Annotated in this window: 24 protein-coding genes and 1 pseudogene; 2 read left to right on the top strand and 23 right to left on the bottom strand. The window is 71.0% G+C overall.

Annotation, left to right across the window (positions count from 1 at the left end; translation table 11 throughout):
• Nucleotides 1-2: 2 nt before the first annotated feature.
• The 3 genes from OG568_RS39890 to OG568_RS39880 are packed head-to-tail and all read right to left on the bottom strand — an operon-like array spanning nucleotide 3 to nucleotide 2,892.
• Nucleotides 3-842 (bottom strand): ABC transporter permease, encoded by an 840-nt coding sequence (locus OG568_RS39890; protein ID WP_266416442.1) that lies wholly within the window; start codon nucleotides 840-842, stop codon nucleotides 3-5.
• Nucleotides 827-1,738: an ABC transporter permease gene (locus OG568_RS39885; RefSeq protein WP_329535017.1), complete on the bottom strand. Its 912-nt coding sequence runs from the start codon at nucleotides 1,736-1,738 to the stop codon at nucleotides 827-829. Before OG568_RS39885 ends, OG568_RS39890 begins: the two co-directional genes overlap by 16 nt.
• Nucleotides 1,735-2,892 (bottom strand): ABC transporter substrate-binding protein, encoded by a 1,158-nt coding sequence (locus OG568_RS39880; protein WP_329535016.1) that lies wholly within the window; start codon nucleotides 2,890-2,892, stop codon nucleotides 1,735-1,737. The genes OG568_RS39885 and OG568_RS39880 overlap by 4 nt, the downstream gene beginning before the upstream one ends.
• Before the next feature lie 212 nt (nucleotides 2,893-3,104).
• On the opposite strand from OG568_RS39880, the gene OG568_RS39875 reads away from it, so the two are divergent.
• The gene (locus OG568_RS39875; RefSeq protein WP_266416436.1) at nucleotides 3,105-3,857 is read left to right on the top strand and encodes a GntR family transcriptional regulator; all 753 of its coding nucleotides are present in this window, start codon (nucleotides 3,105-3,107) and stop codon (nucleotides 3,855-3,857) included.
• Between the two features lie 119 nt (nucleotides 3,858-3,976).
• Here OG568_RS39875 and OG568_RS39870 read toward each other — a convergent pair whose 3' ends face one another.
• The 12 genes and pseudogenes from OG568_RS39870 to fmt all read right to left on the bottom strand — a co-directional run bounded on the left by OG568_RS39870 (nucleotide 3,977) and on the right by fmt (nucleotide 16,118).
• Nucleotides 3,977-4,429, bottom strand: coding sequence for an Lrp/AsnC family transcriptional regulator (locus tag OG568_RS39870; protein ID WP_015661832.1), 453 nt, complete (start codon nucleotides 4,427-4,429; stop codon nucleotides 3,977-3,979).
• Between the two features lie 10 nt (nucleotides 4,430-4,439).
• Nucleotides 4,440-5,906, bottom strand: coding sequence for an amino acid permease (locus OG568_RS39865; RefSeq protein ID WP_266581055.1), 1,467 nt, complete (start codon nucleotides 5,904-5,906; stop codon nucleotides 4,440-4,442).
• A 285-nt stretch (nucleotides 5,907-6,191) separates the two neighbouring features.
• Nucleotides 6,192-7,634 (bottom strand): GuaB1 family IMP dehydrogenase-related protein, encoded by a 1,443-nt coding sequence (locus tag OG568_RS39860; RefSeq protein WP_329536581.1) that lies wholly within the window; start codon nucleotides 7,632-7,634, stop codon nucleotides 6,192-6,194.
• Nucleotides 7,635-7,741: 107 nt separating this feature from the next.
• Nucleotides 7,742-8,128, bottom strand: a complete 387-nt coding sequence (locus OG568_RS39855; RefSeq protein ID WP_266623101.1) for a barstar family protein — start codon at nucleotides 8,126-8,128, stop codon at nucleotides 7,742-7,744.
• Nucleotides 8,125-8,568: a ribonuclease domain-containing protein gene (locus tag OG568_RS39850; RefSeq protein WP_329535015.1), complete on the bottom strand. Its 444-nt coding sequence runs from the start codon at nucleotides 8,566-8,568 to the stop codon at nucleotides 8,125-8,127. The genes OG568_RS39855 and OG568_RS39850 overlap by 4 nt, the downstream gene beginning before the upstream one ends.
• A gap of 241 nt (nucleotides 8,569-8,809) precedes the next feature.
• A complete protein-coding gene (locus OG568_RS39845; protein ID WP_266581061.1) occupies nucleotides 8,810-9,853 on the bottom strand; it encodes a sugar-binding transcriptional regulator in 1,044 nt (347 codons plus the stop codon).
• A gap of 78 nt (nucleotides 9,854-9,931) precedes the next feature.
• Entirely contained in the window at nucleotides 9,932-10,618 is a 687-nt protein-coding gene (gene rpe / locus OG568_RS39840) for a ribulose-phosphate 3-epimerase (protein ID WP_266581063.1), read from the bottom strand.
• A 210-nt stretch (nucleotides 10,619-10,828) separates the two neighbouring features.
• On the bottom strand, nucleotides 10,829-11,656 hold the full coding sequence (locus OG568_RS39835) for an alpha/beta fold hydrolase (RefSeq protein ID WP_329535014.1): 828 nt from the start codon (nucleotides 11,654-11,656) through the stop codon (nucleotides 10,829-10,831).
• A gap of 70 nt (nucleotides 11,657-11,726) precedes the next feature.
• Nucleotides 11,727-13,217 (bottom strand): dihydrolipoyl dehydrogenase family protein, encoded by a 1,491-nt coding sequence (locus tag OG568_RS39830; protein ID WP_329535013.1) that lies wholly within the window; start codon nucleotides 13,215-13,217, stop codon nucleotides 11,727-11,729.
• A 174-nt stretch (nucleotides 13,218-13,391) separates the two neighbouring features.
• Nucleotides 13,392-14,834 (bottom strand): RsmB/NOP family class I SAM-dependent RNA methyltransferase, encoded by a 1,443-nt coding sequence (locus OG568_RS39825; protein ID WP_329535012.1) that lies wholly within the window; start codon nucleotides 14,832-14,834, stop codon nucleotides 13,392-13,394.
• Nucleotides 14,835-14,918: 84 nt separating this feature from the next.
• Nucleotides 14,919-15,053: pseudogene (locus tag OG568_RS39820) on the bottom strand (response regulator); the annotation flags it as partial.
• A 132-nt stretch (nucleotides 15,054-15,185) separates the two neighbouring features.
• Nucleotides 15,186-16,118: a methionyl-tRNA formyltransferase gene (fmt, locus tag OG568_RS39815; protein WP_329535011.1), complete on the bottom strand. Its 933-nt coding sequence runs from the start codon at nucleotides 16,116-16,118 to the stop codon at nucleotides 15,186-15,188.
• A gap of 329 nt (nucleotides 16,119-16,447) precedes the next feature.
• Between fmt and OG568_RS39810 the strand changes: the two genes are divergently transcribed.
• Nucleotides 16,448-16,990, top strand: a complete 543-nt coding sequence (locus OG568_RS39810) for a hypothetical protein (protein WP_266416409.1) — start codon at nucleotides 16,448-16,450, stop codon at nucleotides 16,988-16,990.
• A gap of 123 nt (nucleotides 16,991-17,113) precedes the next feature.
• Here the strand turns inward: OG568_RS39810 and OG568_RS39805 are convergent, their stop codons facing one another.
• The 8 genes from OG568_RS39805 to OG568_RS39770 form a co-directional block, all read right to left on the bottom strand.
• Nucleotides 17,114-19,261, bottom strand: a complete 2,148-nt coding sequence (locus OG568_RS39805) for a primosomal protein N' (protein ID WP_329535010.1) — start codon at nucleotides 19,259-19,261, stop codon at nucleotides 17,114-17,116.
• A gap of 441 nt (nucleotides 19,262-19,702) precedes the next feature.
• Nucleotides 19,703-20,911, bottom strand: coding sequence for a methionine adenosyltransferase (gene metK / locus OG568_RS39800; RefSeq protein ID WP_329535009.1), 1,209 nt, complete (start codon nucleotides 20,909-20,911; stop codon nucleotides 19,703-19,705).
• A 240-nt stretch (nucleotides 20,912-21,151) separates the two neighbouring features.
• On the bottom strand, nucleotides 21,152-22,354 hold the full coding sequence (gene coaBC, locus OG568_RS39795) for a bifunctional phosphopantothenoylcysteine decarboxylase/phosphopantothenate--cysteine ligase CoaBC (RefSeq protein WP_266416403.1): 1,203 nt from the start codon (nucleotides 22,352-22,354) through the stop codon (nucleotides 21,152-21,154).
• A 91-nt stretch (nucleotides 22,355-22,445) separates the two neighbouring features.
• Complete coding sequence (gene rpoZ / locus OG568_RS39790) at nucleotides 22,446-22,718, bottom strand: DNA-directed RNA polymerase subunit omega (RefSeq protein WP_003982715.1); 273 nt, start codon at nucleotides 22,716-22,718, stop codon at nucleotides 22,446-22,448.
• A 37-nt stretch (nucleotides 22,719-22,755) separates the two neighbouring features.
• Entirely contained in the window at nucleotides 22,756-23,349 is a 594-nt protein-coding gene (gene gmk, locus OG568_RS39785) for a guanylate kinase (protein ID WP_329535008.1), read from the bottom strand.
• 37 nt (nucleotides 23,350-23,386) lie between these two features.
• A complete protein-coding gene (locus OG568_RS39780; RefSeq protein ID WP_016638838.1) occupies nucleotides 23,387-23,710 on the bottom strand; it encodes an integration host factor in 324 nt (107 codons plus the stop codon).
• 277 nt (nucleotides 23,711-23,987) lie between these two features.
• Nucleotides 23,988-24,830: an orotidine-5'-phosphate decarboxylase gene (gene pyrF / locus OG568_RS39775; protein WP_266416380.1), complete on the bottom strand. Its 843-nt coding sequence runs from the start codon at nucleotides 24,828-24,830 to the stop codon at nucleotides 23,988-23,990.
• Nucleotides 24,827-25,933 (bottom strand): quinone-dependent dihydroorotate dehydrogenase, encoded by a 1,107-nt coding sequence (locus OG568_RS39770; protein WP_329535007.1) that lies wholly within the window; start codon nucleotides 25,931-25,933, stop codon nucleotides 24,827-24,829. The genes pyrF and OG568_RS39770 overlap by 4 nt, the downstream gene beginning before the upstream one ends.
• Nucleotides 25,934-26,012: the final 79 nt, after the last annotated feature.

The raw sequence follows: 26,012 nt of genomic DNA, 5'->3' as shown, positions 1-26,012 counted from the left end.
GTTCATCCCCGGGAGGCGGAAGCGGAACGGGAGCGCCCGCCGAGCCCGGCGAGCGAGAGGAGCAGGGCCCAGGTGACGAGCAGGCTGAGCACGGAGACGGCGACGGAGAGCTGGGCCTGCGAGCCGCCGACGCTGTAGATCCACACGGCGAAGGGCTGGAAGCCGAGCAACTGGGCCACGGTGAACTCGCCGAGGACCAGGGCCAGGGTGAGGAAGGAGGCGTTGAGCAGCGCCCCGCGCAGATTCGGCAGCACGACCCGCACCAGCGCCTGCGGCCAGTTCGCCCCGCAGCTGCGTGCGGCCTCGACGAGGGTGCGTACGTCGACGGAGCGCAGTCCGGCGTCCAGGGCCCGGTACACGAACGGCAGCGCCATCACGACGTACGCGAGCACGAGGACGAACGGAAAGTCCGGGTTCTGGAGGGCCACGAACGTCTCGAACAACGGGGTGCGGGAGAGGTGTTCGGGGCCCCACTTGAGGACCGTGGCGATCCCGGCGACGAAGGCGATCGGCGGGACGACCAGCGGCAGCGAGCAGATCACCTCGACGACGGGCCGCAGCTTCGGCGCGCCGAGCCGCAGCGCGACCATCGCGGGCACCATGAGCAGCAGAACCACGGCGATGGTGGCGGCGGCCAGTTCCAGCGAGAGGAGAAGGCTGGAGCCGAAGCCGTCGGCGGAGACGATCTGACGGTACGCGTCGAAGGTGATCCCCTGGTTCGGCACGTCGACCGTGAAGATCACGGACGCGGCGAGCGGGACCAGGAAGTAGAGCCCGGCGCACACGAGAACGACCCCGCGCCAGGGACGTACCCGTGCCGTCTTGTTCAGGCTTCCAGCCATCGCGCGCTCCGTCGTTGCAGGGGCAGGTACACGGCCATGACCAGGCCCGCGATGAGGACCATGTCGAGGCTGAGGGCGAGCGCCACGTTCTCCTGGCCGACCAGGACGTTGCCGGAGATGGCGTCGGCGATCTGCAGGGTGACCAGCGGGACCGCGCTGCCCACCATGGCCGCCGCGGTGGCGTAGGCGGCGAAGGCGCTGCCGAAGAGCAGCACGAGGCCGCCGAGCAGGGAGGGCGTGAGGACGGGGAGGGCGACATGCCGCCAGTACTGGATTCCGGTGGCCCCGTTGTTCTGCGCGGCCTCGCGCCACTGGGAACGCAGGCCCTCCAGGGCGGGCGTGATGGTGAGGACCATCAGCGGGATCAGGAAGTACAGGTAGACGATGACCAGGCCCCAGAAGCTGTAGAGGTTCCAGCCCTTGTCCTTCAGGCCCAGGTGCTGGGTCAGGACACCGGCGTTGCCGAGGGTGGCGACGAAGGCGAAGGCCAGCGGGACGCCACCGAAGTTGGCGAGGACGCCGGACGCGGTGAGGACCGCCTCGCGCAGGGCGCGGAAGCGGGAGGTCACCACGGCCTGGGCGAGCGGCAGTCCGAGGACGGTCGCGATGCCCGCGGAGACCGCGGACAGCTTGACGCTGCCGATCAGGGCGGTGAGGTAGGCGCCCTGGAGCGAGCCGGTCAGGTTGGCCGTGGTGTATGAGGTGGCGCCGGTCGTCTGGTCCTTGACGGTGAAGGCGCCGTTCAGCATGGCCAGGGCGGGGATGCCGAAGGCGATCGCGACGAAGACGAGCAGCGGGAGGACGGCGAGCCAGCCGGGGGCGCGGCGCCGCCGCCGCTGGGAAGCGACGGCGGCGGGCGTCACGTCGGCCTCGGCCTCGGTGAGGACGGTGGTCATCCGGAGACGGCCTTGCCCCAGCCCTGCGCGAGGACCGTCTTGGCCTTGGCCTGCTGGGCCTCGGTCGGGAACTTCGGCGTGCCGGAGACCGTGGGGAGCTTGGCGGCGGCGGTCTTGTCGAGGGTGCCGGCCGTCTCCATGGCGGTCATCAGGGCCGGGCGGGCGTAGCCCGCCAGCCAGAGGTTCTGGCCCTCGGCGCTGTAGAGGTACTCCTGCCACAGGCGGGCGGCCGCCGGGTGCGGGGCGTCCTTGTTGATGGCCTGGGAGTAGTACTGGGAGAACTGGCCGTCCGTGGGGACCGTGACCGTCCAGTCGACGCCCTTGGACTTGAACTCGTCGGCGTAACCGGCGTTCAGGTAGTCCCAGTCGATGCTGATCGGGGTCTCGCCCTTCTCGACGGTGGCCGGGGTCGACTCGACGGGCGTGTAGTTGCCGTTCTTCTTCAGCTTGGCGAAGAAGTCCAGGCCGGGCTGGATGTCGTCGAACGAACCACCGCCTGCGAGCGAGGCCGCGTAGACACCGCCGAAGGCCGAACCGGACTTGGTGGGGTTGCCGTTGAGGGCGACCTGCCCCTTGTACTCCGGCTTGAGCAGGTCCTTGAAGGTCTTCGGGCACTCCTTGACCTTCTTGGCGTCGCAGCCGATGGAGATGTAGCCGCCGTAGTCGTTGAACCAGCGGCCCTGCGCGTCCTTCTGCCCCTCGGGGATGTCGGCGAAGGCGGTCACCTTGTACGGCGCGAGCAGCCCCTGCTGGGCGGCGCTGAGCGCGAACGAGCTGCCCAGGTCGAGGACGTCCGGGGCGCGGTCCTGCCCCTTCCTGGACGTCACGGCGTTGATCTCGTCCTGGCTGGAGCCGTCCGGGTTCTCCACCTCGATCTTGATGCCGTACTTCTTCTTGAAGCCGTCGATCAGGGCGCCGTAGTTGGCCCAGTCGCGGGGCAGCGCGATCGCGTGCAGCGTGCCCTCCTTCTTGGCGGCCTTGACCAGGGCGTCGAGGCCGCCGAAGTCCGCGGCGGAGGTCGCGGTGGCCGCGCTCTTGCCGTTGGCGGTGGTCGACTTGTCGTCGGGGGCCGCGCCACAGGCGCTGAGGGCGAGGGCGGCGGCGACGGCGAGGCCGCCGGTGAGGACGGCGGTCCTCGGCAGGAACACGGTCACGGTCTCTCCAGGAGTACGCACGAGGGTTCGGGTAGTGCGGAGAACTTGTCTGAACAAGTTGGCCCCAGTAGGCCCGCCGCTGGTGTCGCGTTCGTAAACACTGGCGAAACCCTGAACCCTGATTCCCTGCACAATCCCGGTGCGCGCAGATCACCGTCCGGTCTCGATTAGGCTGGTCACGCTGTGCACAGCAGTCGAGTCAGAGGGGAAGCATGCCGGCGCGACACGAGGAGATCGCCGACGAACTGCGGCGGGCGATCGACCGCGAGGAGTACACGGTGGGCAGTCTGCTGCCCGCGGAGACGGACCTCGCGGCCCAGTACGGCGTGGCACGCGGCACGGTCCGCCAGGCCGTCGCGGCCCTGACCGCCGAGGGCCTCATCGGCTCCCGCCAGGGCGCCCGGCGGGTGGTCCTCGCCAGCCGCCGCAGCCAGAGCTTCGCCGAACTGCGCAGCTTCGCCCAGTGGGCGCGTGCGATGGGCCGGGAGGCGACGGGACACGTCGTCGAGCAGGAGCACCGCCCGGCGACGGCGGAGGACGCCGTGCGCCTCCAACTCCCCGAGAAGACACCCGTGTTGCACGTCCTGCGGGTCCGCGGCCTGGACGGCGAGCCGGTCCTCCTGGAGCGGACCGTGTACGCGGACTGGATCTCCCCCGCCGTCGAGGCCATCGAGCCCGACTGCCCCTCGGTCACCCAGCGGCTCTACGAGGACACCGGCCTGGTCTTCGCCTACGGCGAGCACGTCATCGACGCGGTGGCGGCGGGCGCCCAGGACGCCGACCTCCTCGGCGTCCGCCGCACCAGTCCCCTCCTGAGGGTCCGCCGCGTGACGACCACCCGCGAAGGCCGCCCGGTGGAATGGTCCGACGACCGCTACCGCTCGGACGCGGTGAGCTTCAGCGTCCACAACTCGATCGGCAACAACGCGCTGGCGAGGAAGACAGCGGAATGGGGCGGCTCGTAGACGGGCGCAGGGGTAGCGCCCCGTTTTTAGGGGCGCGGGGCTGTGACATATAGCGGCTCCGCCGCGGGGCGCGCCCAGCCGCATCGAACCCGCAGCCGCCACCCAGCCCCAACGACCCCTTACGTAGGCGACCCGGACGAAAACCGCCGCAGCAACGGAGACAACACCAGCACCGACTTCGTACGCTCCACGAACGGCTCGCCCGCGATCCGCTCCAACACCCGCTCGAAGTGCCGCATGTCAGAGGCGAAGACCTGCACCACCGCATCCGCCTCCCCGGTGACGGTGGACGCGGCCACCACCTCCTGATACCGCTCCAGCCCCCGCTGAATGGTCTCCGGAGAGGTGTTCCGTCGGCAGTAGATCTCGACGAACCCCTCCGTCTCCCACCCCAGCGCCGCCGGATCCACCCGCACGGTGAACCCGGTGATGGCACCCGTGGCCCGCAACCGGTCCACCCGACGCTTCACGGCGGGCGCGGAGAGGCCGACCAGTTGGCCGATGTCGGCGTAGGAGCGGCGGGCGTCCTCGGCGAGGGCGTGCACGATGCGTTCGTCGAGATCGTTCAGCACTGCGGGTGTTTCACTTTTCTGATGGCGCGAGACGGGAGCGGCGGTAGCCGTAACTGAAGTAGAACACGAGCCCGGCGGCCATCCAGACTCCGAAGACCACCCAGGTGACGGCCGAAAGACTGCCCATCATCCACACGCACAGGGCGAAGCCGATCGCGGGCAGCACCGGCGACAGCGGCACCCGGAAGGTGCGCCGCATGTCCGGGCGCGTCCGGCGCAGCACCACGACGGCCACGTTGACCAGCGCGAAGGCGAAGAGGGTGCCGATGCTGGTGGCGTCGGCGAGCTGGCCGAGCGGGATCGCGGCGGCGAGGACACCGCAGAACAGCGAGACGATCACGGTGTTGGCGCGGGGCGCGCCGGTCTTCGGGTGGACGCGCGAGAACACCTTGGGCACGAGCCCGTCCCGGGACATGGCGAAGAGGATGCGGGTCTGGCCGTAGAGCACGGTCAGGACGACGCTGGCGATGGCGATGACGGCACCGGCGGCGAGCAGCGTGCCCCAGAAGGTCTGCCCGGTGACGTTCTTCATGATCTCGGCGAGCGCGGCCTCCGAGTCGTTGAACTTCCGCCAGGGCTTGGCGCCGACGGCGACGGCCGCGACGACGACGTACAGCGCCGTCACGATGACCAGCGAGAGCATGATCGCCCGCGGCAGGTCGCGCTGCGGGTCCTTGGCCTCCTCACCGGCGGTGGAGGCGGCGTCGAAGCCGATGTACGAGAAGAACAGCGTGGCGCCGGCTGCGCTGACGCCCGCCATGCCGAGCGGCATGAAGTGCTCGTAGTTGCCGGACCTGAAGCCCTGGATGCCGATCGCGCAGAACAGCAGCAGCGCGACGATCTTCACGGCCACCATGATCGTGTTGGCGCGTGCGGACTCCTTGGCACCGCCGAGCAGGAAGGCCATGGCCAGCAGTACGACGATCAGGGCGGGCAGGTTGAAGATGCCGCCGTCGCCGGGCGGTGCGGAGAGCGCGTTCGGGATGGTGACGCCGATCGTGCCGTCGAGCAGCTCGTTGAGGTACTCGCCCCAGCCGACCGCGACGGCGGCCACCGACACGCCGTACTCCAGGACCAGGCACCAGCCGCAGATCCAGGCGATCAGCTCGCCCATCGTTGCGTACGCATACGAGTACGAGGAGCCGGCGACCGGGATGGTGCCGGCCAGCTCGGCGTACGAGAGGGCCGAGAAGAGCGCCGTGAGGCCGGCGATCACGAAGGAGAGGGTGACCGCGGGTCCGGCCTTGGGGACGGCCTCGCCGAGGACCACGAAGATGCCGGTGCCGAGGGTGGCGCCGATGCTGATCATGGTGAGCTGCCAGAGCCCGAGGGAGCGCCTGAGCGAGCCTCCCTCACCCTGGCCGCCCTCGGCGACCAGGCGTTCCACGGGCTTGCGGCGCATGAGGCGCGCGCCGACACCCGGGGACGGTGCGGCGGATTTCGTGCGGGACTGCGGGGGTGCGCCGTGATCGAGCACGCGGTGACTCCTTCGTCGCTGCCGGTCGATACGGCGGGGACCGGCGGCACCCCTGGCAGCGGGGACCCACCGAGCGGGGTCCCCGCCACGCCATGTACAGCGCTTGACCCTATGAGTCCGGGCTTCACGGGCGTAATGCGGCAGCCTTGCGCATCTCCGCAAGATCGTTGCGTTCATCGCACCTCGGCGCGTGTTCGTTGCGCGGGGCCTTTCGATGGTTGCGCACGCGGGTACGCCGACGGCCCCCGCGGACGCACCACGGGGGCCGTACGACGGTGGAACCGGTCAGCTCCAGCTGGCGTGAAGGGGCTTGCCCTCCGCGTAGCCGGCCGCGCTCTGGATGCCGACGACCGCGTTCTCGGCGAACTCCTCGAGGGAGTTCGCGCCCGCGTAGGTGCAGGACGAGCGGACGCCCGCGATGATCGAGTCGATCAGGTCCTCGACGCCCGGGCGGCCCGGGTCGAGGAACATCCGCGAGGTGGAGATGCCCTCCTCGAAGAGGGCCTTGCGGGCGCGGTCGTACGCCGACTCCTCGCTCGTACGGTTGCGGACCGCGCGCGCGGACGCCATGCCGAACGACTCCTTGTACAGGCGCCCGTCGGCGTCCTGCTGAAGGTCGCCCGGGGACTCGTACGTCCCCGCGAACCAGGATCCGACCATGACGTTGGACGCACCCGCGGCCAGCGCCATGGCGACATCACGCGGGTGACGGACACCGCCGTCGGCCCACACGTGCTTGCCGTACTTCTTCGCCTCGGCGGCGCACTCCAGGACGGCGGAGAACTGCGGCCGTCCCACACCGGTCATCATCCGTGTCGTACACATGGCGCCGGGGCCGACGCCGACCTTGATGATGTCCGCGCCCGCGTCGATGAGGTCCTTGACGCCCTCGGCGGCGACGATGTTGCCCGCGACGATCGGGACCTGCGGGTCGAGCGCGCGCACGGTCCTGATCGCGCTGATCATCGACTCCTGGTGGCCGTGCGCGGTGTCGATGACGAGCGTGTCGACGCCCGCGTCGAGGAGCTGCTTGGCCTTGCCCGCGACATCGCCGTTGATGCCGACGGCGGCCGCGATGCGCAGCTTGCCGTCGGTGTCGGTGGCCGGGGTGTAGAGCGTGGCGCGCAGGGCGCCCTTGCGGGTGAGGATGCCGGCGAGCTTGCCCTCGGCGTCCACGGCGGGGGCGTAGCGGCGGTTGGCGCCGTCCAGCGTGTTGAAGGCCTCGCGCGGCTCGATGTCGGCGTCGAGGAGCAGCAGGTCCCGGGACATGACCTCGACCAGCTGCGTGAACCGGTCCACGCCGGTGAGGTCGGCGTCGGTGACCACGCCGATCGGGCGGCCGTCCTCGTCGACGACGACGCCCGCGTTGTGGGCGCGCTTGGGGAGCAGCGCCAGCGCGTCGGCGACGGTCTGGTGGGGGGCCAGGACGATGGGGGTGTCCAGCACCAGGTGGCGTCCCTTGACCCAGGTGACGACCTCGGTGACGACCTCGATCGGAATGTCCTGCGGGATGACCACGAGGCCGCCGCGGCGGGCGACGGTCTCGGCCATCCGGCGGCCCGCGATCGCGGTCATGTTGGCGACGACGAGGGGGATCGTGGTGCCCGTGCCGTCCGGGGCGGTGAGGTCCACGCCCTGCCGGGAGCCGACCGCTGAGCGGCTGGGGACCATGAAGACGTCGTCGTACGTCAGGTCGTACGGGGGCTGGATGTCGTTGAGGAAACGCACGTGCTGCACATCCCAGTCGATCAGAGGTGGCCCCCGGACAGGTCAGCCAGGGGGAAGAGCACGTACTTCATTCTCCCATGGCGACCTGAATGCGATGCCCGCACAGATCATCCAGGCTGGTCAGGGGGCAGTTGGTCGGATCCTCCAAGAGAGAGGACGACCGACAGCGTGGCGTCGTGCTCCTGGTAGTGCCCGGCGGCCGACTCCAGCACCTCCTGGGCGATCTCCCACTCGTCGGGGCGGACCTTGGCGTAGCGCCGCCAGCCGCTCACCAGGATGAGGCGGCCCGGGCTGGCGGGCCCCCAGTCGGGGTCGCCCAGGCAGTCCGCGAGGGCGTCCCAGTTCCGGCCGAACCATTCGGGCAGGTCGAGGGCGCGGACGCAGCGCTCCATGAATCCCGCCTTGTCCGAGACTCCGCTGAGGTCGAGCACGCTGACCTGCCATCCGACCGCGCGCGCCGCCCGGAACACCTCCGCCAACGGGCCATCCGTCATCTCAGCACCGCCCTGAACGACTTGTAGTGATCACCGGTGTAGTAGATCTCACCGCCCTGCCCGGTGACAATGCGCCGGGCTCCCCGATCGTGCGCGCCGGGGGTTTTGACCGTGTACTCGTGGTAGTAGCCGCGCTGGTGCTTCGGCAGCAGGCCCTCGAAGTTCCCGAAGACGATGCCGTCCCTGGCGTACGGGAAGGGGCCGCCCTTGTCGATGAGGGCGAGCGTCTCGCGGGCCTCGGCGGGAAGCCGGGCCGCGTCGACCGTCTTCATCCCGCCGGCCCAGGGGGGAACCGGAACCGCCGATCGCGCCGCCGACGGAGCTGTCGTCACCACACCGGGACCGGTACCGGCCGATTCCGTCGACGAGCAGCCCGTCAGCAGCACGCCGAAACACAGAAACAGCCCCAGGAGAGCCCGGGGCACCCACCGCACCACCATGCCGCCGATGCTGCCACGCCCCCCTCCGCCCGGCGCGCCGATACCCCGAAGCGCCCCCCAATGGGTCACCACCCACCGGCCTGCCCTCCCGGACAGGGGCACCCGCCCGCGAGAGACACCGCCGACGTGCCCCGAAGGTCACCGATGTCGGCCCCGGCGGACCCGGGGTGTCCGCCCCGACGGCCACGTCCGTCTGCCCGCGGGCCCCACAGGGGCCGCCGTCCGTGTCATTCCAGGCGCGTCACGGCCCGTCCGGGTCCGCCCGGTTCAGGGCCGGGCGGGGGGCCGGCCCCGCCGTCATCAGGTAGTCCGCGGCGGACGTGTCCGTCACCAGGCTGGTGACGAGCCCGGACCGCAGCACCGCGTCGATGGCGGCGGCCTTGCGCTGTCCGCCCGCGATCGCCACGACCTCGGGGATACGCCGCAGCCGGTCGGCCTCGACGGTGATGCACCGCTCGCCCAGGTCACGGCCGACCCGGCGTCCCTCGGCGTCGAAGAGGTGCGCGGACATCTCGGCGGCGACTCCGAGGGACGCGTAGTGGCCGCGCTCCTCGTCGCTGAGCATGTCGTGCACCGTCGAGATGCCGGGCTCCCAGGAGCCGATCGACACGCAGGCGACCGTGACCTTGTCGAAGTACTCGAAGGCGCGGGCGATCCCGGTCTGGCTGCGCAGCGCCGCCGCGGTGGCCGCGTCGGGCAGCAGCATCGGCGCGTAGATGGGGTGGGCGTCGCCGCCCGACACCTGTGCGGCGCGCCGTACCGCCTCCACGGATCCGCGCTCCGCGGTCCCGGCGTCGTACACGCCCGTCAGCTGCACCACCGTGCACGGCGGGAGCCGGTCGAGCGCCGCCGCCATGTGGATGGTGGAGCGGCCCCAGGCCAGGCCCAGCACATCGCCCTCGTTGACCAGCTCACCGAGCAGGTCGGCGGCGACCTCGCCGAGGTTCTCGGGGTCGGGCGACTCCTCGGCCTCGGCCGGTGACTCGACCACGACGGCGTGCCGCAGGCCGTAGCGGGCGCGCAGCGCGTCGGAGCGCTCCGCGTCCAGCTCGGCGGGCACTCGGATCTCGATCCGTACGAGATCCCGTTCGAGAGCGGTTTCCAGGACCCGGGCCACCTTGAAGCGGCTGACGCCGAACTCCTCGGCGATCTGGATCTTGGATTTGCCCTCGAGGTAGAAGCGGCGGGCCATGGCCGCCGCCTGCACCAGCTCAGCGGGTCCCATCCGCATGGCTGACCGGCCCGCCGACATACCCGACACGGCGCTCTCCTCACTGCTGTTCACACTCTGGATTCGCCGTTCATCCTCGCAGATCCGGCGTACTTGATCAGCCCTGATGGGCGGCGTTCACGTTCCCTTGGTTCAGTGGTCGCACGCCCACGCCGCATGGGCCGTCGCGCCCTGAGCCTGAGTGCGCAATGCACGTACCGCCTGGGCCGGGTCAGCGGCCCCGTACACGGCAGATCCGGCGACGAAGACGTCCGCGCCCGCGTCCGCGCACCGCTCGATGGTGGACGCCGACACGCCGCCGTCGACCTGAAGCCAGAGCTCGAGGCCGTGCTTGCTGATCAGCTCACGAGTGCGGCGGATCTTCGGCAGCATGATGTCCAGGAACGCCTGGCCGCCGAAACCGGGCTCGACCGTCATGATCAGCAGCATGTCGAGCTCGGGGAGCAGATCCTCGTACGGCTCGATGGGGGTCGCGGGCTTGAGCGCCATGGAGGCGCGGGCACCCTTGGCCCGGATCTCGCGGGCGAGCCGCACCGGCGCGGCGGCCGCCTCGGCGTGGAAGGTGACGGAACCGGCACCCGCTTCGACGTACTGGGGCGCCCACCGATCGGGGTCCGCGATCATCAGATGGCAGTCCAGCGGCGTGTCCGTCGCACGGGCCAGGGACTCTACGACCGGCACACCGAGTGTGAGGTTCGGTACGAAATGGTTGTCCATGACGTCGACATGGAGCCAGTCCGCGCCTTCCACCGCCTGTGCCTCCTCGGCAAGACGGGCGAAGTCCGCGGACAGAATGCTGGGGTTGATCTGCACGGCCATGCCCCAAGCCTGCCATGCCCCGGGCCGGTTGCTCTCCTTGGTCCGGCCCCTGGGCCATACCTGAGACATGCCGGACGGAAAGCGCCCCCGCTCACCCGGCACTCCCCGCACACGCCGCGTGTCAGGGAGTCATCGGATGCCCCGCTCGGAGTGACACGAACCCGCCGTTGCCGGGCGGCCCGCCACACGGTCCGGGCGCCACCGGATTGGTCAGCCGCGGGCGAAGGCCAGCAGGTCGGCGTCGAAGACGTCCTTGAACGGGGCGACCATCGACAGGCCGTGCGGGGCACCCGGGTAGACCTTCAGCGTGGCGCCTTTGACGATTTTCGAGGACTTCTCCGCGGCCGCGACGATGGGCACGATCTGGTCGTCGTCGCCGTGAGCGATCAGGGTGGGGACGTCGAACCGCTTCAGGTCCTCGGTGAGGTCGGTCTCGGAGAACGCCTTGACGCAGTCGTACGAGCCCTTGATCCCCACCTGCAGGGACCAGAGCCAGAACGCGTCCCGCGTGCCCTGGGACACCTGCGAGCCGGGCCGGTTGGCCCCGTAGAAGGGCGCGCTGAGGTCCTTGTAGAACTGCGAGCGGTCGGTCTCGACGCCCTTGCGGATCTCGTCGAAGACCTCCAACGGCAGCCCCTCGGGGTTCGCTTCCGTCTTGAGCATCAGCGGGGGGATCGCGCCGAGGAGCACCGCCTTGGCGACCCGTCCGGTGCCGTGGCGGCCGATATAGCGCGTCACCTCGCCGCCACCGGTGGAGTGGCCGACCAGGATCACGTCACGCAGATCGAGCGCCTCGATCAACCGCGCCAGGTCGTCGGCGTACGTGTCCAGGTCGTTCCCGTCCCACGGCTGACCCGAGCGGCCGTGGCCGCGACGGTCGTGTGCGATCGCGCGGAAGCCGTTTTCGGCCATCATCCGGATCTGGGGGTCCCAGGCGTCGGCGTTCAGCGGCCAGCCATGACTGAAGACGACCGGCTGCCCCCTACCCCAGTCCTTGTAATAGATTTCCGTGTCGTCCTTCGTGGAAATGAAAGGCATGGCGTATTTCTTTCGATCGAGTTACGTGCGAGATCCCTGATCGGCTGAAATGCATGACGGGTATTTCACGCTACCCGACACGCTGCTTCTGCGCGCGGTACGTCTCCAACAGGCGGAGCCACACCTCACTCGCGGTGGGGTAGCTCGGCACGACATGCCACAGCACGGGAAGCGGCACTCTGGCGACAATGGCCGTCGTGGCCGAGTGGACGAGTTCGGCAACGCCCGAGCCGACGAACGTGGCGCCCACCACCGTGTCGGTATCGCGATCGATGACCAGTTTGGCGCGCCCGAGGTAGTCCTCGCGCATCACATACGTGCCGGCCAGGGCGGCCATGTCGTACTCGACCGTCGCCACGTCCAGTCCCGCCGCGCGTGCCTCCCGCTCGGTCACGCCGGCCGATCCGACCTCCGGGTCGGTGAAGGTCACCTGCGGGTTGCCCCGGTGTCCGTCGGCGGAGCCCGGCGGACCGCTCCACGCGCCGACCGCCGGACCTCCCGTGGCACGGGCGGCGATCACCTCACCGGCCACCCGCGCCTGGTACTTGCCCATGTGGGTCAACAGCGCACGTCCGCAGACATCACCGACGGCATAGAGCCAATGCCCGTCCACCGCCCGCACGCCCTGCTCGTCGTCGACCGCCAGAAAGCCGCCGTCGGGGCATCCCACCGTCGGCAGTCCGATGTCCTCGGTGTTCGGCGTACGGCCGGTGGCGAGCACCAGTTCGTCGGCGACGAGCGTGCTCCCGTCGTCCAGCCGGACGGTGACCTCGCCGCCGTGCGGCAGCCCGACTCCCGTGTCACGGGGATCCTCGCGTCGCACCTCGGTGATCGACCTGCCGGGAAGCAGCCGCACCCCCGCGGCCGTCAACTGGTCACCCACCATGCGCCCGGCGAAGGGTTCCGACCGGGCCAGCAGGCCTGCGCGCCGGTACACGACGCTCAACTCCTCGACGCCCAGCGCCCTCAGCCAGGTCGCCGCCTCGCACGCGACCACCCCACCACCCAGCACGACGACCCGGCGGGGCACCTCGCGCAGATTGGTGACGTCGCGGGACGTCCACGGGTGCGCCTCGCTCATGCCGGGGATCGCCGGCACGGTGGTGCGCGAACCCGTGTCGATCACCACCGCGTGCCGCGCGGTCAGCGCACGGCTGCCGCCGGCCGCCGTCTCCACCGCCACCGAGCGCTCCCCGGTGAGCCGCCCGTACCCGCGCACGACATCGATGCCGACGCCGAGCGCCCAGCGGATCTGCGAGGAGTCGTCGAGGCCGTTCACGACGGTGTCCCGGCGGGCCAGTACCGCCCGCACGTCCAACTCGCGCCCGCTCAACAGCGAGGACACACCCGGCACATGCCGTCCGCCGCCCAGCACCTCGACGGGGCGCAACAGGGCCTTGCTGGGCATGCAGGCCCAGTACGAGCACTCGCCACCCAGTAACTCCGCCTCGACCAGCACCGCGTCCAGACCGGAGAACTGCGTGGCGTACTGAGCCGCGTTCTCGCCGGCCGCGGCGCCGCCCAGGACGATGACGTCCCACTCGGAACGATCGGGATCCACACGCGCTTCCATCATTCACGCCCTCAAATACGAGAATGGTGAACTCGGAGGATTCGGCGATGGCTCGCTTATCACGTTCGGAGGGGGGTTGCCATTCCTCGCCCTAATCCGCTCGGCCTTTCTCCGAATACGAGAAAGGGTACGCCTTCGGGCTGTTCTCGGCGCTGGGACGGATCACGCCGTCCGGCGGATCAGCGCCAGATACATGGCGTCCGTGCCGTGCAGATGCGGCCACAGCTGTACGTCCGGGCCGTCGCCCAGCACCGGTACGCCGGGCAGGAGCGGGCGGGCGTCGAGGAGTTCGGCGGAGCCCGTGTCGTAGCGCTTCAGGACGTCGTCCACGACCGCGCGGGTCTCGGCGAGGTGCGGCGAGCAGGTCGCGTAGCCGACGACACCGCCGACCCGTACGGAGTCGAGCGCCGTGCGCAGCAGCCCCCGCTGGAGGGGCCCGAAGCCGTCCAGATCCTCGGGGCGCCGCCGCCAGCGGGCCTCGGGACGGCGACGCAGGGCGCCGAGACCCGTGCAGGGCACGTCCATGAGCACCCGGTCGAAGGTGCCGGGCAGCCACGGCGGACGGGTGCCGTCGGCGGCGATGACCTGGTAGGGGCCGGGATTGCCCGCGAGTGCCTTCGCCACCAGGCCCGCCCGGTGCGGCTGTTTCTCCGAGGCGAGCAGCACGGCACCGCGCTCGGCGGCCAGTCCGGCGAGCATGGCCGCCTTGCCGCCGGGGCCCGCGCAGCCGTCCAGCCATGTCTTGTCGGGCCCCTCGAGCGGCGCGTTGGCAAGGGCGAGCGCCACCAGCTGGCTGCCCTCGTCCTGGACGCCCGCACGCCCCTCCCGTACGGCGTCGATGGCACCCGGCTCGCCGCCCTCGATGAGCCGCACGGCGTACGGCGACCAGCGTCCCGGCAGCGTGGACTCCTCCCCGAGGGCGTCGAGGAGTTCCTCGGCGGTGGAACGCCCCGGCCGCGCCACGAGTGTCACCTCGGGCCGCTCGTTGTCGGCCTCGAGCAGGTCCTCGATCCCGGCCCGGCCGCCGCCCAGCGAGTCCCACAGCGCCGAGACGACCCAGCGCGGGTGCGAGTGCACGACGGCGAGGTGGTCCTCGGGGTCGTCGTCGTAGGGCGGCGCGACCTGCTCCAGCCAGGCGTCGAGATCCTGCCGAGCGACCTTGCGCAGCACGGCGTTGACGAACTTGGCGCGTCCGTCGCCGAGCACGACGCGGGCGAGTTCGACGGAGGCGGACACGGCGGCGTGCGTCGGGATGCGCGTTCCGAGAAGCTGGTGCACGCCGAGGCTGAGCACGTCGAGCACGGGCGGGTCGACCTCTCGCAGCGGCCGGTCGACACAGGCCGCGATGACGGCGTCGTACGTCCCCTGCCGGCGCAGCGTCCCGTACACCAGCTCGGTCGCCAGCGCCGCGTCCCGCCCGTCGAACTTTTCCGGTCCCTCCTTCTCGCGCGCCTTGCGCAGCAGCGGCGGCAGGACGAGGTTCGCGTACGCGTCGCGCTCGTCCACGGCCCGCAGCGCCTCGAAGGCGAGCATGCGGACGGGGTCCTTCTGGGGGCGACGGTAGGGCTTGCCGGGCTTGCGCGGCCCGCGGGACTGCTCACTCACGAAAAAGGTGCTCCGGATCCTGGATGGTTCGACCCCTCAAGCCTACTTCCGGACGGACATCGCCGACCTGGCGACCGTGTGGGCGATCTCCAGGTCGGCCAGGATCAGGATGCGCGGTGCCCGGTCGGGGGCCTGAGCGAGGATGCGTTCGGTGGCCTCGACGCCGTTCACACCGGGCATCCGGATGTCCCTGAGGATCACATCGGGACGGTGCCTCGACTTCCCGTACTGCCAAGGGAGTTGTACGACCTCACGACTACCGCGCACGGTGGGGCGGGAGTTCCACCCGCCGGGAGACCGATGGCCCGCGCCCTCCGGGGGACGTGCGGGCCATCGCCGTACGACCGGGTGTCAGCCTCCGAGCCGCTCCCCTGAGGCGATGCGCACCCCGCGCGCCCAGTCGGCGGCGCGCATCGGCTTCTTGCCCTGGGCCTGGACCCAGAGCAGCTCCACGGCGTACGAGCCGGTCCCGGCGTACACGTTGTTCTTGGCCACGGACAGCTCGCCCGGGGCGAGGTCGGCGCGCTCGGGCACGGGTGTCGCGTGGATGAGCTTGAGCCGCTCGCCACGGAAGACGGTCCAGGCGCCGGGCGCGGGCGTGCACCCGCGCACCATCCGGTCGACGCGCAGCGCGGGTGCGGACCAGTCGACATGGGCGTTCTCGACGCTGATCTTCGGCGCCAGGCTGACGCCGTCGGCAGGCTGCGGCACGGCCTTCAGGGTGCCGTCCTCGATACCGTCCATGGTCGCGACGAGCAGCCCGGCGCCGGCGAACGCGAGCCGGGTGAGCAGGTCCCCGCTGGTGTCGGTGCGCCGGATCTCCTCGGTGACCGTCCCGTACACGGGCCCCGAGTCGAGGCCTTCCTCGATGAGGAAGGTGGAGGCACCGGTGATCTCGTCCCCCGCCATGATCGCGTGCTGCACGGGGGCGGCGCCGCGCCAGGCGGGCAGCAGGGAGAAGTGCAGATTGACCCACCCGTGGGCGGGCACGTCGAGGGCGACCCGCGGCAGCAGCGCCCCGTACGCCACCACGGGGCACGCGTCGGGCCCGATCTCCCTCAGCCGGGCCAGAAAGTCCTCGTCCCGGGGCTTCACCGGCTTCAGCACCTCGATGCCGGCCTCCTCCGCCCGCTCGGCGACCGGACTCGCGACGAGCCGCCGTCCCCGGCCGGCCGGGGCGTCGGGCCGTGTGACCACGGCGGCCACCTCGTGCCGCCCGGAGGCGATCAAGGCGTCCAGTGCGGGAACGGCGACCTCGGGGGTACCTGCGAAGACGAGCTTCATGGGTGGCGGCTGGCCTCTCGGGCGGGAACGCTTCAGGACCCTGCACACCCGCCGGTGCGGACGGGGTACGGGGCAGCGCACCAGTCTATGCGGCGCGGCGGCTCGGGGGTTTGACGGGCGGCGGGTCGAACACCCGCACACACACCGAAGGCCGAGGCGAGACAACGGCGCGACGGGGGCGTACGCCCCCGGACGCGCCCTGTGCATATGCCCTTACGCCCCCGCAGCGTGACCACTCACCCGCAAACGCGTTGGTCAAGAGAGAGTTGACCACAACGGGCCGCGATCGCGGCCCGATCCTTTTCAACGCCGGTTCGAGAGGCTTGTTCATGGCCGACCACGCAACCCACGACGCCCAGGCTCGGGCCAGCCTGCACTTGCTGGTGCGGGACATCGAGCGGGTCCGCCGGCAGGTGGACGCACTGCGCACGCTCACCGCCCAGCTGGGCAACGTCTACCGTCCGCGCCGCTCCGGCCCCTCCGCGGGCTTCGTCGTCTACGGACGCGCCCCCGCCCCGACCGTCCGCCTCGCCCAGGAGTTGCGCGACAGCGTCGAGACCCTGGTCACGGCCGCCGTGGACTTCGACCGCTCCCTGGGCTTCTCCTGGGACGCGGTGGGCTCCGCCCTCGGGGTCACCAAGCAGGCGGTGCACCGCCGCTACGGCGCCCGCCGCGCCGCCGCCCAGGCCGCGGCCGAGGCCGAGCGCTCCACGGAGACCTCGGGCACCCGCACGGTCTCCGTCAACACGGGCATCCCCACGGTGCCGACGGTCCCCGCCGCCCGCTCCATGCCGACCCAGCCGACCTCGGGCAGCCCCACCCTGCGCGACGAGGTCAGGCCCACGGCGTTCCCGGGCCCCCGCAACGGCTGACCCCACCTCTCGCCTGCCTCCCGGTATCGTCCAAGCCGGGAGGCGGCCCAGGTCGGGGCAACCCAGGTCCCGGGCAGGGGCAACCCAGGTGGGGATGCGAACTCGTCCCCCTGATGACAGTCGTCAGCCGATGTCCGGCGGATCGATCCGAATCCGTACGGGCTCACTCCCGCCCCGTGCCATCCGTGCCGCCTGCGCGGCCTTCAGCGCGGCCGCCAACGCCGCCCCGCTCCCCGGCGGCACCCGGACCAGCGCCCGCTCCCACCGCTCCCCCGGCGGCGGCGCCCCCACCCGGCGCGGTCCCCCCGCATGCGTGACGGGCAGCGGCACCGGCCCGAGCACCTCCGCGTCGCCCGGAAGCTCCACCACGGCGAGAAACCCGGCGAGCGCCTCCGCCGTACCGGACACGGCCGCCATCCGGGACACCGGCGGAAAGCCCAGCTCGGCCCGCTCGGCGAGCTCCCGCACCGCGTGTCCGACGGGATCCCACCGTACGAGCGCCTGCACGGGCCGCAGGGTCGGCTCCGCGACGACCACGACCGTGCCCCCCGCCCCCTGCCCGCGCACCAGCGCCGCCGCACCGATCCACCGTCGCAGCGCGTCCTCGCCGGCCCGCAGATCGGGCCGCGACACCATCGCCCAGCCGTCGAGCAGCAACGCGGCCGCGTACCCGCCCTCCGCGACGGGCTCGGCCCCCGGCGTGCTCACGACGAGCGCGGGCGCTCCCGGCACCGTGTCGAGCACCTGCTCGCGCCCCGACGTCCGCACGGGCACGGCCGGAAACGCCCGCCCCAGCTCCTCCGCGGTCCGCCGCGCGCCCACGACCTGGGCCCGCAGCCGGAAACCACCGCACTCGGGACAGTGCCAGGCCGCCTCGTCGCGTCCGCACCACGTACACAGCAGCGCCCCGGCGTCCCGCGCCTCCAACGGCCCCGCGCAGTGCCGGCAGCGAGCCGGAGCCCGGCACTGCGCACAGGCCATCCGCGGTACGTACCCACGCCGCGGCACCTGCACCAGTACGGGCCCTTGCCGCAGTCCGTCCCTCACCACCTGCCAGGCGAGGCTCGGCAGGCGGGCGGCCCGCGCCGCCTCGTCCCGTGCGAGATCCCCGTCCCCGACGGTCCGCACGAGCGGCGCGCTCGCCCGCACCTGTTCCCGCTCGGCGACCAGCGGCAGCGCCCACCCGCTCTCGACCAGCTGCGCGGCCTCGACGGTGCAGCCCCAACTCCCCAGCAGAAAGGCGCACTTGTCATGGGCGGCCCGCAGCAGCAGCACTTCCCGCGCATGCGGCTGCGGCGCGTGCTGCTCGCTGTGGCTGTCGTCGCCGTCGTCCCAGATGACGACAAGGCCCAGGTCCTGTACCGGCGCGAACATGGCGGCCCGGGTCCCCACGACGGCCCGTACGGACCCACGCCGCACGGCCAGCCACTCCCGGTACCGCTTCTCGGGCCCGGCCTCGGCCGTGAGCACCGCGTGCCGCCCCTCGCCCAGCACAAAGGACAGCGCGGCGTCGACCCGAGCGACGGCCCGGCCGTCCGGCACGACGACGAGCGCGCCACGCCCCGAGGCGAGCGTCGCGCCCACGGCTCTGGCGATCTCCTCGGCCCAGCCGGGCCCCGGCAACGCGTTCCACACGGCCCGCGGTGCCCCGCCCGCGGCGAGCGACTCGAGAAAGGACGCCCCCCGCCCGTAACGGGTCCAGGAGGCCGTGTCGGGCACGCCGGGCGGAGCGAGCGGCGCGGGTGAGGGCTTCTGCTCGGCTCGCGCGTTGCGCGGCGGGACGGCGAGCTGCAGCACGTCCGCGAGGCTCCCCGCGTACCGATCGGCGACGGCGCGCGCGAGTCCCAGCAGCTCGGGCCCGAGCACGGGCTCGGGCGACACGACCTGGGCGAGCGCGGCGAGCGGCCCGGCGTAGTCGGACTCGGCGAGCCGCTCGACGAGGAACCCGTCGATCAACCCTCCGCCCTCACGGCGGCCCTCCCGCACCCGATGCCGCCCGGCCCCGAACCGCACCCGAACCCGCACGCCCGGCTGCGCCTCGGCGTCCAGCTCCTCGGGCACGGCGTAGTCGAAATACCGGTCAAGGTGCAGCACGCCCTTGTCGACGAGGACCCGCGCGACAGGCAGTTCCTTGGCGAGCTTCGCCCCCCGCCAAGTCCGCGGCTTCGCCTTGGGCGCCCTGGCCTGCCGGACGCCTTCCCGGATCAACGCAAGCTGCTCGGGCGGCGCACCCTCCGCGCCACCCTCACCCCACCCGTTCGCGCTGCTCACAGCAACATTCCTACCAGACCTCACTGACACCGCCGCGCGTCCGAGATCAGGCCGGCCACGGATCACGAACGCCCAGAGGGCGCTTCTGCCATGGACCACTCGGCCATACCGGTCCACGGACCGGCAGCAGGATTCGAACCTGCGAGGGAGTCACCCGGAAGTACCCGCGACCATCGCACCGGACGCCACGACGTCAGTTCTCCCGAGTTCCAAGCGGCAGCGGACCATGATCCAGAATCACCGCGCGCCCTGGGCGCACTCCACCGAAGTAACCGCGGCCATCGCACCGGGAGACCCCGAGCCTACGAACCCCGACCCCACCCGCACCAGCGATTTACTCACCCGGTACGACCGGCCTCTCGCGGATGCCGCGAGGGCGAGGGAAACGGTGAGGCCCGGCATCCCCGAAGGGGTACCGGGCCTCACCGCACAAGCGTTCCCTTACAGACCGACAGCCTTGCGCAGGGCCTCCACACGGTCCGTGCGCTCCCACGTGAAGTCGGGCAGCGCACGGCCGAAGTGGCCGTAGGCCGCCGTCTGCGAGTAGATCGGGCGCAGCAGGTCGAGGTCGCGGATGATGGCCGCCGGGCGGAGGTCGAAGACCTCGGCGATGGCGGTCTCGATCTTCTCGGCGTCGACCTTGGCGGTGCCGAAGGTCTCGACGAAGAGGCCGACGGGCTCGGCCTTGCCGATGGCGTAGGCGACCTGGACCTCACAGCGGGACGCGAGGCCCGCGGCGACGACGTTCTTCGCGACCCAGCGCATGGCGTAGGCGGCGGAGCGGTCGACCTTGGACGGGTCCTTGCCGGAGAAGGCGCCGCCACCGTGGCGGGCCATGCCGCCGTACGTGTCGATGATGATCTTGCGGCCGGTGAGGCCGGCGTCGCCCATCGGGCCGCCGATCTCGAAGCGGCCGGTCGGGTTCACCAGGAGGCGGTAGCCCTCGGTCTCCAGCTTGATGCCGTCGTCGAGGAGGGCCTTGAGCTCCGGCTCGACCACGAACTCGCGGATGTCGGGGGCGAGGAGGGACTCGAGGTCGATGTCCGACGCGTGCTGCGAGGAGACGACGACCGTGTCCAGGCGGACCGCCTTGTCGCCGTCGTACTCGATGGTGACCTGGGTCTTGCCGTCGGGACGGAGGTAGGGGATCGTCCCGTTCTTGCGGACCTCGGAGAGGCGGCGCGACAGGCGGTGCGCGAGGTGGATCGGGAGCGGCATCAGCTCCGGGGTCTCGTCCGTCGCGTACCCGAACATCAGACCCTGGTCGCCTGCGCCCTGCTTGTCGAGCTCGTCCTCGTCGCCCTCGACCCGGCTCTCGTACGCCGTGTCGACACCCTGCGCGATGTCGGGCGACTGCGAGCCGATCGACACCGAGACACCACAGGAAGCTCCGTCGAAGCCCTTCTTCGACGAGTCGTAACCGATCTCCAGGATCTTGTCGCGGACCAGCTGGGCGATCGGCGCGTACGCCTTGGTCGTGACCTCGCCGGCCACGTGCACCAGGCCGGTCGTGATCAGCGTCTCCACGGCGACCCGGGACGTCGGGTCCTCGCGCAGAAGCGCATCGAGAATGGTGTCGCTGATCTGGTCAGCGATCTTGTCGGGGTGACCCTCGGTCACGGACTCCGAGGTGAACAGGCGACGGGACACAACGCTCCCTGTGGTTGCAGCGGCTGCTGGCTGATCATTGGTGGACGGGACGAGAGCTGCGCTCGGCGTCGTCCGAGAACAGTTTATCGGTCGCACTCGCCCACAGGCCCCCCTGTCTCGCTTCTCGGAAGCCCTGTGACCTGCGGCACGGGCATTCTGCGCCATGACGATCGTTCTCCACCAGGGTCGCCACGGGCGATTTCACGCTGATGGACGCGGCGGGCGGGGTTAATGAGACCTTCACACCAGGCGGGGTCCCACCAGGTCCCACACCATCTCGGCCAGAGCCTCCTTGGGTCCGTACGGCACCGGGGTCTCACTGCCGTCGGCCCCCAGCACCACGGCCTCGTTCTCCTCGGCGCCGAAGGTCTTGCGCTCCCCCACCTCGTTCACGACGAGAAGGTCGCACCCCTTGCGCGCCAGCTTCGTACGACCGTTGGCGAGGACGTCGTCCGTCTCGGCGGCGAAACCGACGACCACCTGGCCCGGGCGGGGACGGTCCGCCGAGATCTCCGCGAGGATGTCCGGGTTGCGGACCAGAACGATCGGCTCCGGTTCCTGGTCGTCCTTCTTCTTGATTTTTCCGGCCGCGTACGAGACCGGGCGGAAGTCCGCCACCGCCGCCGCCATCACCACCGCGTCGGCGTCCGAGGCCGCCTTGAGGACCGCCTCGCGCAGCTGCACGGCCGTCCCGACCCGCACCACGTCCACGCCCGCCGGGTCCGGCAGCCCGGTGTTCGCGGCGATCAGCGTGACCCGGGCGCCCCGCGCGGCCGCCGTGCGCGCCAGGGCGTAGCCCTGCTTGCCGGAGGAGCGGTTGCCGAGGAAACGGACGGGGTCGAGCGGTTCGCGGGTGCCTCCGGCGCTGACGACGACGTGGCGGCCGGCGAGATCGGGCTCGGTCACGCCGCGGGCGAGCACCCGGCGGCAGACCTCGAAGATCTCCGCCGGGTCGGGCAGCCGTCCCTTGCCGGTGTCGACGCCGGTCAGACGCCCCACAGCGGGCTCGATGACGACCGCGCCGCGCCGGCGCAGCGTCGCCACGTTCTCCTGGGTGGCCGGATGCTCCCACATCTCGGTGTGCATGGCGGGCGCGAAGACGACCGGGCAGCGGGCGGTGAGCAGGGTGTTGGTGAGGAGGTCGTCCGCCAGGCCGTGGGCGGCCTTGGCGAGCATGTCGGCCGTCGCGGGGGCCACCACCACCAGGTCCGCGTGCTGTCCGATGCGGACGTGCGGGACCTCGTGGACGTCCGACCAGACCTCGGTGGAGACGGGGTGGCCGGAGAGCGCGGACCAGGTGGCGGCGCCGACGAAGTGCAGCGCGGACCCGGTGGGGACGACGCGCACGTCGTGACCCGACTCCGTCAGCCTGCGCAGCAGCTCACAGGCCTTGTACGCGGCGATGCCACCGCTGACCCCCAGCACGACCTTGGGCTTGTCCACCGTCTCTCCCCGAGCTCGGAAACGTACGACTCCATGACACACCACAGGCCCGGCGGTCGCGCCGCCGGGCCTGGGATGAGCGATTGAACGACTACTGCGCGGGGCCCTCTACGGCCTCGGACGTCAGCAGACCCGCGTTGATCTCGCGCAGGGCGATCGACAGCGGCTTCTCGTGGACGTGGGTGTCGACGAGCGGACCGACGTACTCGAGGAGGCCCTCGCCGAGCTGCGAGTAGTACGCGTTGATCTGACGGGCACGCTTGGCCGCGTAGATCACGAGGCTGTACTTCGAGTCGGTGGCCTCGAGGAGCTCGTCGATCGGAGGGTTGATGATGCCCTCGGGAGCAGTGATGGAAGAGGACACGCTCTGCCTTCCGAAAGGTGGAAAATGACCTGAAAGATCAAACAACTTCCATCAACGTTAGCAGCTCACGCGCCACGTCCTCGACGGAGGTGTTGACCAGAGTGACATCGAACTCCGGCTCGGCCGCGAGTTCGATCTTGGCCGCCTCCAGGCGGCGCTCGATCACCTCGGGCGGTTCGGTGCCCCGTCCGGTGAGCCTGCGCACCAGCTCGTCCCAGGAGGGCGGAGCCAGGAACACGAGCAGGGCCTCCGGCATGGACTCACGGACCTGCCGCGCACCCTGGAGGTCGATCTCCAGGAGGACGGGCACACCCGACTCCAGGTGCTCCAGGACGGCGGCACGCGGCGTCCCGTAGCGGTTGCCGGCGAATTCGGCCCACTCCAGCAGCTCGCCGTTGGCGATCAGCTTGTCCATCTCCTCGTCGGAGACGAAGAAGTAGTGGACTCCGTGCTTCTCACCGGGGCGCGGCTTGCGGGTCGTCGCCGACACCGAGAGCCAGACCTCGGGGTGTTCCTTGCGCATATGAGCGACGACCGTGCTCTTGCCGACCCCAGAGGGGCCGGAGAGCACGGTCAGCCGCGGACGTACGTCCGGGGGCTCGGGGGTCGTCCCCCGGAATGTTGCAGCCATGCAGCGATTATTCCAGCAATCCCGGTATGCCCAGGACTCAGGCGCCGGAGCCGCCGAACTCACGCTCCAGAGAAGCGATCTGGTTCGAGCCGAGGCCGCGCACGCGGCGGCTCTCGGAGATACCGAGTCGCTCCATGATCTGCTTGGCGCGGACCTTGCCCACGCCCGGCAGGGACTCCAGGAGAGCGGAGACCTTCATCTTGCCGATGACGTCGTTCTCCTGACCCTGCTTGATGACCTCGTGAAGCGAGGCGCCGGAGTGCTTGAGTCGATTCTTGACCTCGGCCCGCTCCCGGCGAGCCGCGGCGGCCTTTTCGAGCGCGGCTGCGCGCTGTTCAGGGGTAAGGGGCGGAAGAGCCACGCCTACGTCACCTCGGATGTCGAACTGTCGGATACGGACCGGTGAGGAACCTAGTCGCCCCACACCTGGTGAGCTACGAGCAACACGCTTGCCCATTCGCTCTCGACGGAGACTAGCGGGCAAGTGCGCCGGAGTCAGCGAGAACAGAGGAAAAGTCCTGGTCAGCCTCCCTGGAGGCGGACATTTACGACATACTGCCCCGGATTTGAGGATGTATTCAGACTCGAACCGCTCCGGAGCCACTCATCGGAGGACTGTCGACCGCCCCTTGAAGAGCTCAGGCGGCGCCCACGGCGGCCCTGATCTCCTCCGCGAACCGCTCCGCGGACCCCCGCAGCGCGATCACGTCGGGACCGTGACGAAGAACACCCCGGCTCACGTTCGGCACGACATTGCGCACCGCCGCCCCGAAGACGCCCGCCAGATCGGCCGCGGTGGCTCCCTGGGCGCCGATGCCGGGCGCCAGGAGCGGTCCGTTGATGTCCAGGTCGTAGGAGGAGAGGTCGCCCAGCGTGGCGCCGACGACCGCGCCGAAGGAACCCAGGGGCGTCTCTCCCGCGTTCTCGGCGGCGAGGTGGGCCAGCATGGTCGCGCCGACGTTGCGACCGTCCCCGCGGACCGCGTGCTGCACCTCGCCGCCCTCCGGGTTGGAGGTGAGCGCGAGGACGAAGAGCCCGGCGCCGCTCTCGCGCGCCAGCTCCACCGCCGGCTTCAGCGAGCCGTAGCCCAGGTAGGGCGACACGGTCAGCGCGTCCGAGAAGAGCGGCGCGTCCTTGCGCAGGAAGGTCTCCGCGTACGCGGCCATGGTCGAGCCGATGTCGCCGCGCTTGGCGTCCATCACGACCAGCGCCCCGGCCGCCCGCGCCTCCTCGACCGACTTCTCCAGGACGGCGATGCCGCGCGAGCCGAACCGTTCGAAGAACGCGCTCTGCGGCTTGAGGACCGCGACCCGCTCGGCCAACGCCTCGACGACGGTGCGGCTGAACCGCTCCAGGCCCACGATGTCGTCGTTCAGGCCCCAGTCGGTGAGCAGCGACGCGTGCGGGTCGATGCCCACACACAGCGGGCCGCGCTCGTCCATCGCGCGGCGAAGACGTGTGCCGAAGGGTTCCAGGCTCATGCGGACTTCCTCACGTCGGCGCCGACCGCGTCGGCGAGGGTGGCGTACGGGCTGGTACGGAGGCGGGCGGCGAGCCCCTTGTGGATCGCTCGGCCCCAGAAGGGACCCTCGTAGATGAACGCGCTGTACCCCTGGACCAGCGTGGCGCCGGCCAAGATGCGCTGCCAGGCGTCCTCGGCGTTCTCGATGCCGCCGACGCCCACCAGGGTGATCCGGTCGCCCACGCGCGCGTAGAGGCGACGCAGCACCTCCAGGGAGCGCGCCTTCAGCGGCGCGCCCGAGAGCCCGCCGGTCTCCTCGACGAGCAGGGGTTCGGACTTCAGACCGAGTCCCTCGCGCGCGATGGTGGTGTTCGTGGCGATGATCCCGTCCAGGCCGAGTTCGACGGCGAGGTCGGCGACCGCGTCGACGTCCTCGTCGGCGAGGTCGGGCGCGATCTTGACGAGCAGCGGCACACGCCGGTCGGTGACCGCGCGGTCGGCGGCCTCGCGGACGGCGCTCAGCAGCGGCCGCAGTGCCTCGGTGGCCTGAAGGTTGCGCAGGCCCGGCGTGTTCGGCGAGCTCACGTTCACGACGAGGTAGTCCGCGTGCCGGGCGAGCCGCTCGGTCGACTTCACGTAGTCGCCGACGGCCTCCTCCTCCGGGACGACCTTGGTCTTGCCGATGTTGACGCCCACGACGGTCCTGAAGACGGGCGTACGGGCCCCCAGACGCTCGCTGACGGCCGCGGAGCCCTCGTTGTTGAACCCCATGCGGTTGATCAGCGCCCGGTCCGGCACAAGGCGGAACAGCCGCTTCTTGGGGTTGCCCGGCTGCGGCTCCCCGGTGACCGTGCCGATCTCGATGTGGTCGAAGCCGAGCATCGACATCCCGTCGATCGCGACGGCGTTCTTGTCGAAGCCCGCCGCGAGCCCGAAGGGACCGTGCATCCGCAGCCCGAACGCCTCGGTCCGCAGCTCCTTGTGGCGGGGCGCGAGCGCGGCGGCGATGAACGTACGCAGCACGGGAATGCGGACGGCGAGCCGGATCCAGCGGAAGGCGAGGTGATGGGCCTGCTCGGGGTCCATCCGCTTGAAGACCAGCCGGAAGAAAAGCTTGTACATGTCTCAGTGTCCTCTTGCAGCTCTCGGTGTCCTCCGAAGCCTCACGAGGCTTCGGAGCCTCATGAAGAGGGGGACACCG

The sequence above is a fragment of the Streptomyces sp. NBC_01450 genome, assembly GCF_036227505.1.
Lineage (GTDB): Bacteria > Actinomycetota > Actinomycetes > Streptomycetales > Streptomycetaceae > Streptomyces.
This window is presented reverse-complemented; position numbering and strand designations above follow the sequence as displayed.